This is a genomic window from Pseudomonas sp. LBUM1648 (assembly GCF_059716145.1).
On the sequence record NZ_CP166808.1, the window covers coordinates 1,135,580 to 1,147,749 of the forward strand.

The following is a 12,170-nucleotide window of genomic DNA, read 5'->3' on the forward strand; positions in this document are numbered from 1 at the left end:
AGCCTGCGGCAGCTCCTACAGGGGGATCATGCTAACCCCGCAATTTTGCGGCGCATGTGATCACCTGTAGGAGCTGCCGAAGGCTGCGATCTTTTGCTTTTAAAGCGGAGCAGGCTCTTGGGTCGGCTTGGACTTGTCGATCGCCGGCACATGCAGATTGCCCTCGGCCACTTGATCGCCTTCAAGCTGCGGTTGGGTTACCCAAGTGAGGATGTCGTAATAACGACGGATGTTCGCCACGAAATGCACCGGCTCGCCGCCCCGGGCGTAGCCGTAGCGGGTCTTGCTGTACCACTGCTTCTGCGACAGGCGCGGCAGGATCTTCTTCACGTCCAGCCACTTGTCCGGGTTCAACCCTTCCTTGGCGGTCAGTTTGCGCGCGTCGTCCAGATGGCCGCTGCCGACGTTATAGGCGGCCAGAGCAAACCAGGTGCGATCCGGCTCCTTGATCGAATCGTCGAGCTGATCCTTCATATAGGCCAGGTACTTGGCGCCGCCCATGATGCTCTGCTTCGGATCGAGGCGATTGGACACGCCCATCGCCCGAGCGGTGTTCTGGGTCAGCATCATCAAGCCGCGCACGCCGGTTTTCGAGGTGACTGTCGGTTGCCACAACGATTCCTGATAACCGATGGCAGCCAGTAGACGCCAGTCGACTTTCTCTTTCTTGGCGTAACTCTTGAAGTGTTGTTCGTACTTGGGCAGGCGCTGCTGCAAGTGCTGGGCGAACGTGGTGGCGCCCATGTAGCCGAGAACGTCGACGTGCCCGTAATAGCGGTCTTTGAGGCGTTGCAGGGTGCCATTCTTCTGCACCTTGTCGAGATAGCTGTTGATCTCGTTGAGAAGGCTGTTGTCTTCGCCCGGGCCCACCGCCCAGCTCTGGCTGCGCGCATCGCCGAGGTCGAAGGCCACGCGAATGTTGGTGAAGTACACCTGGTTCATCGCCACTTCGTTGGAGTCGACCAGCGTCAGGTCGATCTGGCCTTCGTCGACCATGCGCAGCAAGTCGACCACCTCAACGGCGTCAGATTCTTCGTACTCGATGCCCGGGTTTTTCTTTTTCAGCTCGGCCAGTTGCTCGGCATGGGTGCTGCCCTTGAGCACCATGATCTTCTTGCCGACCAGATCACCAGCGTCGGTCGGCCGTGACTGGCCATTGCGATAGATGATCTGCGGGGTGACTTCGAGGTAGGAGTGGGAGAACCGCACCTGCGTCTTGCGTTGTTCGCTGCTGACCAGACCTGCGGCTGCCAATACCGGGCCGTTCGGCTTGCCAATCTGGTTGAAGAGATCGTCGAGGTTGTCGGCAGTTTCGATTTTCAGTTCGACGCCCAAATCGTCGGCGAAGCGCTTCACCAGCTCGTATTCGAAGCCGGTTTCACCGCTGCGATCCTGAAAGTAGGTGGCGGGGCTGTTTCGGGTAATCACCCGCAGCACACCATCCTCCTTTACGCGCTCGAGTGTGTTGGGTTTATCAACACAGCCACCGAGCATCAGGAAGAGTCCGGTTGCGATCAGCCATTTGGCGTACCGCGGACGCAAAGCCGTTGGGAAAAACATTTGCGCAGTATACGCAAAGGACTGCGGGCGCCATATCTCGACAGCGCAGGGCAGGTCTGCTAGAGATCACAAAACCGGACAAAACCCCGCAGAAATGGGGCCGAAGGGCATTTTGTTACAGTAAAAATAAGCCGTCTTCACAGGCCGGTTAAATTTGACTCGTGAATCAGAAACACAGATCGACATGCGAGTGCAACCGTGCGTAGCGTTTCGGGTGATGTTGAAGGCGGTTTAGGCTAGAATGCACGGCCTCAAAGCACACCCCTTCCCGAGGCTGTCCCGAAGATGTTGATCCTGCGCGGCGCTCCTGCCCTTTCTGCCTTTCGCCACAGCAAACTCCTTGAGCAACTGAGCCAGAAGGTTCCGGCTGTCAGTGGCTTGTATGCTGAATTCGCTCACTTCGCCGAAGTCACCGGCGTCCTGACCGGCGACGAACAGCAGGTGCTTGCGCGCCTTCTGAAGTACGGTCCAAGCGTTCCGGTACAAGAGCCGACCGGCCGTCTGTTCCTGGTGTTGCCGCGTTTCGGCACCATCTCGCCATGGTCGAGCAAGGCCAGCGACATCGCCCGCAACTGCGGCCTGAGCAAGATCCAGCGTCTGGAGCGCGGCATCGCGTTCTACGTGGCCGGTCAGTTCAGCGAAGCCGAAGCGCAGCAGATTGCCGATGTCCTGCATGACCGCATGACCCAGATCGTTCTGGCCAACCTCGAACAGGCTGCCGGTCTGTTCAGCCACGCCGAACCGAAGCCGCTGACCGCGATCGACATCCTCGGCGGCGGTCGCGCTGCGCTGGAAAAGGCCAACACCGAGCTGGGCCTGGCCCTGGCCGAAGACGAGATCGACTATCTGGTCGATGCCTTCAATGGCCTCAAGCGTAATCCGCACGACATCGAACTGATGATGTTCGCTCAGGCCAACTCCGAGCACTGCCGCCACAAGATCTTCAACGCCAGTTGGGATATTGATGGTGAGAACCAGGAAAAAAGCCTGTTCGGCATGATCAAGAACACCTACGTGATGCACAGCGAAGGCGTTCTGTCGGCTTATAAGGACAACGCCTCGGTGATCGTCGGCAACGTTGCCGGCCGTTTCTTCCCGAACCCTGAAACCCGCCAGTACGGCGCGGTGCAGGAGCCGGTGCACATCCTGATGAAGGTTGAAACCCACAACCACCCGACCGCGATTGCCCCGTTCCCGGGCGCATCCACCGGTTCCGGTGGCGAGATCCGCGACGAAGGTGCAACCGGCCGTGGCGCCAAGCCAAAGGCTGGCCTGACCGGTTTCACCGTATCCAACCTGCAAATCCCGGGCTTCGAACAGCCGTGGGAAGTGCCGTACGGCAAGCCTGAGCGCATCGTCACTGCGCTGGACATCATGATCGAAGGTCCGCTGGGCGGCGCCGCGTTCAACAACGAATTCGGTCGTCCGGCCCTGACCGGTTACTTCCGTACCTTCGAACAATCGATCACCACCCCGCACGGTGACGAAGTTCGCGGTTACCACAAGCCGATCATGTTGGCCGGCGGCATGGGCAACATCCGCGAAGAACACGTCAAGAAAGGCGAGATCGTCGTTGGCTCCAAGCTGATCGTGCTCGGTGGCCCGGCGATGCTGATTGGTCTGGGCGGCGGCGCCGCTTCCTCCATGGCCACCGGCACCAGCTCGGCGGATCTGGACTTCGCTTCCGTGCAGCGTGAAAACCCTGAAATGGAGCGTCGTTGCCAGGAAGTCATCGACCGTTGCTGGCAACTGGGTGACAAGAACCCGATCAGTTTCATCCACGACGTGGGCGCGGGCGGTCTGTCCAACGCTTTTCCGGAACTGGTCAACGACGGCGACCGCGGTGGTCGTTTCGAACTGCGCAACATTCCAAACGACGAGCCGGGCATGGCCCCGCACGAAATCTGGTCCAACGAATCCCAGGAGCGTTACGTTCTGGCCGTTGGCCCGGAAGACTTCGAGCGCTTCCAGGCGATCTGCGAACGTGAGCGTTGCCCGTTTGCCGTCGTCGGTGAAGCCACCGCCGAGCCGCAACTGACCGTGACCGACAGCCACTTCGGCAACAACCCGGTGGACATGCCACTGGAAGTGTTGCTGGGCAAGGCACCGCGCATGCACCGTTCGGTGGTGCGTGAAGCCGAGCTGGGCGATGACTTCGATCCGTCGAACCTCGACATCACCGAAAGCATCGAACGCGTTCTGCATCACCCGGCCGTGGCGAGCAAGAGCTTCCTGATCACCATCGGCGACCGCACCATCACCGGTCTCGTGGCCCGTGACCAAATGGTTGGGCCATGGCAGGTTCCGGTGGCCGACGTTGCCGTGACCGCCACCAGTTTCGACGTTTACACCGGTGAAGCGATGGCGATGGGCGAGCGTACTCCGCTGGCTCTGCTGGACGCCCCGGCGTCGGGCCGCATGGCCATCGGCGAAACCCTGACCAACATTGCCGCTTCGCGCATCAACAAGCTCTCCGACATCAAACTGTCGGCGAACTGGATGTCTGCTGCCGGCCACCCGGGCGAAGACGCGCGTCTGTACGACACCGTGAAAGCGGTCGGCATGGAGCTGTGCCCTGAGCTGGGCATCACCATTCCGGTCGGCAAGGACTCGATGTCCATGGCCACCCGCTGGAATGACAACGGCGAAGAAAAAACCGTGACCTCGCCGATGTCGCTGATCGTGACCGGTTTCGCGCCAGTGGCTGACATCCGTCAGACCCTGACCCCGGAGCTGCGCATGGACAAGGGCACCACCGACCTGATCCTGATCGACCTCGGTCGCGGTCAGAACCGGATGGGCGCCTCGATCCTTGCTCAGGTTCACGGCAAGCTCGGCAAGCACGCGCCGGACGTCGATGACGCCGAAGACTTGAAAGCCTTCTTCGCGGTGATCCAGGGGCTCAACGCCGACGGTCACCTGCTGGCTTACCACGACCGTTCCGACGGTGGTCTGCTGACCTCCGTGGTGGAAATGGCCTTCGCCGGCCACTGCGGTCTGAGCCTGAACCTCGACAGCGTTGCCGAATCCTCGGCCGAAATCGCCGCCATCCTGTTCAACGAAGAACTGGGTGCGGTGATTCAGGTTCGTCAGGACGCCACGCCAGACATCCTCGCGCAATTCAGTGCTGCCGGTCTGGGCGACTGTGTTTCCGTGATCGGTCAGCCGATGAACAATGGCCAGATCAACATCACCTTCAACGGTGACACTGTGTTCGAAGGCCAGCGTCGTCTGCTGCAACGTCAGTGGGCTGAAACCAGCTACCAGATCCAGCGTCTGCGCGATAACGCCGACTGCGCCGAGCAAGAGTTCGACGTGTTGCTGGAAGAAGACAACCCGGGCCTGAGCGTCAAGCTCAGCTACGACGTCAACCAGGACGTCGCTGCGCCTTACATCAAGAAAGGCATCCGCCCACAGGTTGCCGTGCTGCGTGAGCAGGGCGTCAACGGTCAGGTGGAAATGGCGGCCGCGTTCGACCGCGCCGGTTTCAACGCGATCGACGTGCACATGAGCGATATTCTGGCCGGCCGTGTCGATCTGAACGAGTTCAAAGGTCTGGTGGCGTGCGGTGGTTTCTCCTACGGCGACGTACTCGGCGCCGGTGAAGGCTGGGCCAAGTCGGCGCTGTTCAACAGCCGCGCTCGCGATGCGTTCCAGGGCTTCTTCGAACGTAACGACAGCTTCACCCTCGGCGTGTGCAACGGTTGCCAGATGATGTCCAACCTGCACGAGCTGATTCCGGGCAGCGAGTTCTGGCCGCACTTCGTGCGCAACCGTTCCGAGCAGTTCGAAGCGCGTGTGGCGATGGTTCAGGTTCAGGAGTCGAACTCGATCTTCCTGCAGGGCATGGCCGGTTCGCGTATGCCGATCGCCATCGCTCACGGTGAAGGTCATGCCGAGTTCTCCAGCGAAGAAGCATTGCTGGAAGCGGATCTGTCGGGTTGTGTGGCGATGCGTTTTGTCGACAACCATGGCAAGGTCACTGAATCGTATCCGGCCAACCCGAACGGTTCGCCGCGCGGGATTACTGGTCTCACCAGCCGTGATGGCCGTGTGACGATCATGATGCCGCACCCGGAGCGTGTGTTCCGCGCCGTGCAGAACTCGTGGCGTTCGGAAGACTGGAACGAGGATGCACCTTGGATGCGTATGTTCCGTAATGCTCGTGTGTGGGTTAACTAAGCGTCGTGTACAAGCTTGGGTTTTTTGTTCCTGACAGTCATGTCGAGGTGGTCAAAGGGGCTGTGTTCGCTGCCGGTGGTGGGCGGATCGGTGACTATGACCACTGTGCTTGGCAGGTGCTTGGGTCTGGCCAGTTTCGGCCTTTGGATGGCAGTCAGCCGTTTATTGGTGAGGCGGGGCAGGTCGAGCGGGTTGAGGAATGGAAGGTTGAGCTTGTGGTGGCGGATGAGTTGATCGTGGCTGTTGTGGCGGCGTTGAAGCTCAGTCATCCGTACGAGACACCGGCTTATGAAGTGTGGCGGCTGGAAGATTTCTGATCTTTCTGCTGCATAAACAAGAAACCCGCTGAGAGTGATTTCAGCGGGTTTTTTGTTGCCCCCGATTTGAGGGGTTAGCTCATTCAAATGTGGGAGCCAGCCTGCTGGCGATGGCGCCCTGACAGGCGACCATGTTCTGGCTAACTGGGTGAATATCCATTTCTTCGGGTGCTGCCGCTGGCGGTTTCGCTCTTACAGCGAGTCACTTTGGCAAACGCCCCAAAGTAACCAAAGGTCTGTGCCCCAACGTTCGGCCCACTCGCTAACGCTCGGGGTTCCTTCGCTCCGGGTTTCATCCACTCAGCCTGCCGACGGGGCCCGTGGATCAAGATCAAGAGCTGCAGCCGAGCTAACGCTCATCCTGTTGAGTGGGGCGGCTTTGCCGCATGGTTTGTGCGCAAATCAAAACTGTGGGAGCTTGCCAGCGATGGCAGCCTGGTAGTGACGAAACTATTTAGCAGGTTATGGGTTTTGGCTGGCCAGGTACTCTTCCAGGGTCAAGTCTTTGTCCCCGTCCTTGTTGTACTCATTCCAAACAAACTCTCTCATCGTTTTGGCATAGCCTTCGGTGCCTTTGGCGAACTCTTCGATAGTAAGGATTCCGTCCTTGTTTGTGTCCAGATTTTTGTAGGTTTCTTTCAGATGCTCGAGTTGTTCTGCGTCCGTCATTTTCTTTGCCATGTCGCAGCCATCCTTTATGAATTAAGTGCAGGGTTATCGAGGCTACGACATAAAAACTGCCTGATTCCGTCAACGTAATAACCTCATTCAGGGCGGTCAACTGTCAGACCTGACAGTTGACAGTGCCGACAATGTGGGGGCGATTTCATTCCTGAATGCACCGGCTCACGTGTAGGAGCTGCCGAAGGCTGCGATCTGTTGATCCTGCTTTTGATGTTGAAACGTCAAAGTCAAAAGATCGCAGCCTTCGGCAGCTCCTACACGAGGGAGGCGATTCGCGTTGTTTAACTGGATGTGAAATCACCAGAACCTTCCCACAAGGTTTTCAGGTTGTCCGTCGGACGTCGGATCTCTAGTCTTTGGCTGTCACCGCAAATCGGTGATCGGGTGTGAGAACCCGGTAAGAGGTTTTAATCAAACGTCAGTAGCACCATAATCGCCGCCAGCTTATTTGCTGCCGGCAATGTTCTATGGCGGCTGTGTGCGGGCGGACTTCGGTTCGGCCGGGTTGATCTCTTACCGGTTTCTCACTCCGCACATAGCTGCCACCTCTTCGTCGCGTGAGAAACGACCAGTGATGGCTTCAATCATTTGATTAGAGATCATTGCAATGACCAAGCCCGTACCCGATCCACCCGAAACCAAAACCCCACTCGAAGAAGCCCTCCGTGCCGAAGACCAGGCCCGAAACCGCGAAGCCATCAAACGCGCTCTCGACTTCTACCTGTGCCCCGAACCCGCAAAGCCGCGCCGACCGAGCTCCATGTTCATGGTCTGCCCCCAGGTGGACACCGAAAGCCTGCTCGCCCATGCCTGTGAGTCATTAGCCTCGGCAAGCACCGCCGCCAGCAACTTCGCCAATGAGCTAAGCGGTTCTCAGCGCAGCACGGTATTAGGCATCCAGCAAATCGTCATGCTCGCCGAACTGGCGGTAAACCGAGCACTGGATCGAGTCGACCCACAAACCTGACGACCGCGTCATCGTTCATTGCCAGCAGGCTGGCTCCCACAGTTGAAACGCACTCCCTTGTGGGAGCTAGCCTGCTAGCGATGAGGCCAGCCCAGACACCAGACTTTTAAACCTTGGCACTGACCTCACTGCGATTGACCAGCGCCTCAAGTGCGCCACTCAAACCCGCAGCCTTATCCCCCACCAGCAAATGCCAAACCCCACCTTCCAACTGGCTGACACCCTGACAACCCAGCTCTTTCAACTGCGCCTCGGACAGCGCCTTGCCATCCGCCAGCAGCAAGCGAATCCGGCTCATGGCGATGCAATCGAGTTGCAGCACGTTGTCGCCGCCGCCCAGCGCATTCAGCCATTGCTGAGCTTCCGAACCCGCGACCACAACCGCTTTCGGTTCATCGGCAACCGCCACAGGCTCGGCAAGAACCGCACGCCCCAACGCCGGCATCGCCAGGCGAATCTCATCTGCAATGCTGTCAGCCATCGGCCCGACCACCACCTGCAAACTGCCACCCTTGCCCGGGCGCACGACTGCCATTGCGCCGAGCGCTTTCAGATCTGCATCGGATGCTTTGTTGCGATCGACCATCTCCAGTCGCAGACGGGTAGTGCAAGCGCCAACGGTCAGCAGATTCTCCGCACCACCGAGGGCTTTGATGTAGGCCCCGGCTCGTTGGTTTTCGGTGAGGACGGCTTTCTCAGCGGTCGCCACATCCTCACGCCCCGGCGTTTTCAGATTGAAGCGACGAATACAGAAATCAAACACCACGTAATACACAACCGCGTACGCCAGCCCGACAGGGACCACCAGCCAGCCATTGGTGGACTTGCCCCAGCCCAGCACCATGTCGATAAACCCACCAGAAAACGTAAAGCCCAAATGGATGTTCAGCGCATTGGTAATCGCCATCGACAACCCGGTCAGCAGCGCGTGCAGCAGGAACAGCAGTGGCGCCAGAAACATGAAGGCGAATTCGATTGGCTCGGTCACGCCGGTCAGGAATGAAGTCAGGGCCATCGACAGGAAGATCCCGCCCATGACCTTGCGCCGCTCCGGCAGCGCGTTGCGGTACATCGCCAGGCATGCGGCAGGCAGGCCGAAGATCATCATCGGGAACATGCCGGTCATGAACTGGCCGCCTTTCGGGTCGCCAGCGAAGTAGCGCGACAGGTCGCCGGTCACCAGTGCGCCTGTAGTCGGATCGGTGAAGTTACCGAACACGAACCACGCCATGTTGTTGAGGATGTGGTGCAGGCCGGTGACGATCAGCAGACGGTTGAACACGCCGAAGACGAAGGCACCGAGGCTGCCGCTTTCCATCATCAGGGCGCCGAAGCTGTTGATGCCGTGCTGGATCGGCGGCCAGATGTAGCCGAACACCACGCCCAGGCCCACTGCGGCGAAGCCGGTGACAATCGGCACAAACCGCCGGCCACCGAAGAACGCCAGATACTCCGGCAGTTTGATGTCCTTGAAGCGGTTGTACAGCGCGCCGGCCATCAGGCCGCTGACAATGCCGGCGAGCATGCCCATGTTGATGCTCGCGTCGAGCACCTTGAGGGTGGAGATCATCACCAGATAACCGATAACCCCGGCCAGGCCTGCGGTGCCGTTGTTGTCCTTGGCGAACCCGACGGCGATGCCGATGGCGAAGATCATCGCCAGGTTGGCGAAGATCACTTGGCCGGCATCGTGGATGATCGCGATGTTCAGCAGGTCGGTGTCACCCAGACGCAGCAGCAGACCGGCAATCGGCAGGATCGCGATCGGCAGCATCAGCGCGCGGCCGAGGCGTTGCAGGCCTTCGATGAAGAGTTGGTACATGGTGGTTCTCCCTGCTCTTTTATAGAGCGCTTTTTTGTTAGCGCAGAGGCCAATGTTGATGGCAGGTGTGACGCACCGCCGCAGCGCTGCTCAGCTTGAGCAGGTCACGGGCGAGGCGTTGGCATTCGGCTTCGTGCAACTGGCGCACGCGATCTTTGATTTCACCGATCTGCACCGGGCTGACCGACAGCTCGGTTACGCCGAGGCCGATCAATACCGGCGTTGCCAGTGGATCAGAGGCCAACGCACCGCACACGCCGACCCACCGTTTGTGCACCGCCGCGCCTTCGCAGGTCATGGCGATCAGGCGCAGCAGCGCCGGGTGCAAAGCGTCGACTCGTGCGGCGAGGCCGGCGTGGTCGCGATCCATGGCGAGGGTGTATTGGGAGAGATCGTTGGTGCCGATCGACAGGAAGTCTGCGTGCTCAGCCAGTTGTTCGGCTTGCAGTGCGGCGGCCGGGACTTCGATCATCACGCCGATTTCCGGGCGTTGTGTGATGTTCAGTTCCAGGCACAACGCATCGACGCGTTCGCGAATGTGCAGCAATTCGTCGACTTCGGTGACCATCGGCAACAGGATTCGGCAACGCTGCAACGGGCTGACTTGCAGCAGCGCGCGCAGTTGCTGATCGAGGATTTCCGGGCGGGCCTGAGCCAGACGAATACCGCGCAAGCCGAGCACCGGGTTGGCTTCGGCGGGCAGTGGCAGGTAGTCGAGTTGTTTGTCGCCGCCAACGTCGATGGTGCGGATGATCACTGACTTGTCGCCCATCGCATCGATGACGGCTTGATAGGCGGCGCGCTGTTCTTCGACGTCTGGCGCGGTCTGGCGATCGACGAACAGGAATTCGGTGCGTAGCAGACCGACGCCGTCGGCACCGTTGGCAAAGGCGTCCGTTGCTTCAGCGCTGGAGGCGACGTTGGCGACCACTTCGATGGCCACGCCATTGCGTGTTTCGGCCGGCAGGTGCGCCTTGGCTTGTTGCGCGTCGCGGCGTTGCTGGCGATCGATTTGCGCTTGTTGAACTTCGGCCAGTCGTTCTGCATTGGGTGTCAGTTCTAGGCGACCGTTATCGGCGTCGAGCACCACCGCTTGGCCTTGTGGTTGATCAAGCAATGCCGAACCCAAAGCAACCATGCACGGCAAACCTTTGCCCCGCGCCAGAATCGCTACGTGGGAGGTCGCGCCGCCCTCGGCCATGCACAACCCGGCGACACCTTGGGCGCTGAGTTGCAGCAGATCCGACGGGGTCAGTTCATGCGCGGCGACAATGGCGCCGGCCGGCACGTCGTAATGCCAGGCTTCGCCGAGCAGGGCACGCATCACGCGTTGCTTGAGGTCGCGAAGGTCGTTGGCGCGTTCGGCCAGCAGCGCGCTGCCGGTTTGCTGGAGCACTTCGCACTGCACATCAATCGACTGGCTCCAGGCGTGAGTCGCGGCAGTGCCTTGCTCGATGGATTGTTGCGCAGCGTCGAGCAGGGCCGGGTCTTCCAGCAGCGCCATGTGTGCGGCGAAGATTGCTTCTTCGTCGGTGTTTTTGTGCTTTTTCGCCTGGGCGAGGGTGCCGTCGATTTCGCTGCGTACCTGATTCAGCGCGGCTTCAAGTTTTTCCAACTGCTCAAGCGGAGCATGATTGCCCGCATCCGCCGGCAAGTTGATCGCGTTCAAACGATACAGCGGCCCACCGACAAACCCCGGCGCAGCGCACACGCCATGCAACACGCCAGCCTCGGCCGGGCGTTTGCGCGGTGCTGCGCTGACCGGTGCGCTTGCGTGATGGTCGTCCGGCAGGGCAGTGGCCAAAGCCGTGAGCAAGGCTTGCAGCGCGGCTTCTGCGTCCGGACCCTGACAACTGACTTGCACTTCGTCCTGCTCGCCGACCGCCAGCCCCATCAACCCGATCAGGCTGTTGCACGGCGCCGTTTTGCCGGCGAAGTGCAGCTGCGACTGGCTCTTGAAGCCTTGTGCGGTCTGGCGAATCAGCGCGGCGGGGCGGGCATGCAAACCGCCGCGATGAGCGACCAGCACATGCCCGTGAACCTCAGGCCCGCCGAGTTCTTCAGCGTTGGTCGCCGCACTGTGGCGCGCGATGATGTGCAACAACGGCTCGCCAACCTTCACCGCTTTGAGGGTGATTGGCCGCACTTGAAAATCCTGGCTGTTGGTCAGGATCAACAGGCTGACCAGGCTTTTGCACTGCCGGCCGACCTTGTCCAGGTCATAGCGCAACAGCGGCTGACCCTGGGTGACGCGCAAACCTTCCTTGACCAGCATCGAGAAGCCTTCGCCGTTCAATTCAACGGTGTCGAGACCCAGGTGCAGGAGTATTTCCGCGCCATTGTCGGCACGCACGGTGAGGGCGTGACCGGTACGCGCGACATGGATGATCACCCCGGCACACGGCGAATACAGGGTGTCGTTCAACGGGTCGATGGCAATGCCATCGCCCATCGCGCCGCTGGCGAACACCGCGTCCGGGACTTTGGCGAGCGTGAGCAACGGGCCGCTGAGCGGGGCGCTGAGGGTCAGCTCTTTATTGTTGTTGTGCATGGCTCGGTCTCATCAGGAAATTCGCTGGCCCCTGTAGGAGCTGCCGAAGGCTGCGATCTTTTGATCTTGTTTTTCGGTACGTCAAAA

Annotated in this window: 7 protein-coding genes; 3 read left to right on the top strand and 4 right to left on the bottom strand. The window is 60.0% G+C overall.

What is annotated here, in order from left to right:
- Positions 1–99: 99 nt before the first annotated feature.
- Entirely contained in the window at positions 100–1,560 is a 1,461-nt protein-coding gene (mltF, locus tag ACA043_RS04980) for a membrane-bound lytic murein transglycosylase MltF (protein ID WP_489879169.1), read from the bottom strand.
- Positions 1,561–1,845: 285 nt separating this feature from the next.
- On the opposite strand from mltF, the gene purL reads away from it, so the two are divergent.
- Complete coding sequence (purL, locus tag ACA043_RS04985) at positions 1,846–5,742, top strand: phosphoribosylformylglycinamidine synthase (protein ID WP_187680027.1); 3,897 nt, start codon at positions 1,846–1,848, stop codon at positions 5,740–5,742.
- A gap of 5 nt (positions 5,743–5,747) precedes the next feature.
- Positions 5,748–6,059 (top strand): YqfO family protein, encoded by a 312-nt coding sequence (locus ACA043_RS04990; RefSeq protein WP_102356444.1) that lies wholly within the window; start codon positions 5,748–5,750, stop codon positions 6,057–6,059.
- Between the two features lie 462 nt (positions 6,060–6,521).
- Here ACA043_RS04990 and ACA043_RS04995 read toward each other — a convergent pair whose 3' ends face one another.
- Complete coding sequence (locus ACA043_RS04995) at positions 6,522–6,740, bottom strand: EF-hand domain-containing protein (protein WP_497658721.1); 219 nt, start codon at positions 6,738–6,740, stop codon at positions 6,522–6,524.
- 610 nt (positions 6,741–7,350) lie between these two features.
- On the opposite strand from ACA043_RS04995, the gene ACA043_RS05000 reads away from it, so the two are divergent.
- Positions 7,351–7,710, top strand: coding sequence for a DUF6124 family protein (locus ACA043_RS05000; RefSeq protein ID WP_489879166.1), 360 nt, complete (start codon positions 7,351–7,353; stop codon positions 7,708–7,710).
- 106 nt (positions 7,711–7,816) lie between these two features.
- On the opposite strand, the gene nagE is transcribed toward ACA043_RS05000, so the two are convergent.
- Together nagE and ptsP are read right to left on the bottom strand one after the other, a co-directional pair.
- Positions 7,817–9,532 carry an N-acetylglucosamine-specific PTS transporter subunit IIBC gene (nagE, locus tag ACA043_RS05005; RefSeq protein WP_497658722.1) on the bottom strand — a complete coding sequence of 572 codons (1,716 nt, stop codon included), beginning with the start codon at positions 9,530–9,532 and terminating at the stop codon, positions 7,817–7,819.
- A 37-nt stretch (positions 9,533–9,569) separates the two neighbouring features.
- The gene (gene ptsP / locus ACA043_RS05010) at positions 9,570–12,083 is read right to left on the bottom strand and encodes a phosphoenolpyruvate--protein phosphotransferase (RefSeq protein WP_497658723.1); all 2,514 of its coding nucleotides are present in this window, start codon (positions 12,081–12,083) and stop codon (positions 9,570–9,572) included.
- Positions 12,084–12,170: the final 87 nt, after the last annotated feature.

Coding starts and splice junctions, on each gene's coding strand:
- mltF (WP_489879169.1), bottom strand. CDS start 1,560: ATGTTTTTCCCAACGGCTTTGCGTCCGCGGTACGCCAAATGGCTGATC.
- ACA043_RS05000 (WP_489879166.1), top strand. CDS start 7,351: ATGACCAAGCCCGTACCCGATCCACCCGAAACCAAAACCCCACTCGAA.
- purL (WP_187680027.1), top strand. CDS start 1,846: ATGTTGATCCTGCGCGGCGCTCCTGCCCTTTCTGCCTTTCGCCACAGC.
- ptsP (WP_497658723.1), bottom strand. CDS start 12,083: ATGCACAACAACAATAAAGAGCTGACCCTCAGCGCCCCGCTCAGCGGC.
- nagE (WP_497658722.1), bottom strand. CDS start 9,532: ATGTACCAACTCTTCATCGAAGGCCTGCAACGCCTCGGCCGCGCGCTG.
- ACA043_RS04995 (WP_497658721.1), bottom strand. CDS start 6,740: ATGGCAAAGAAAATGACGGACGCAGAACAACTCGAGCATCTGAAAGAA.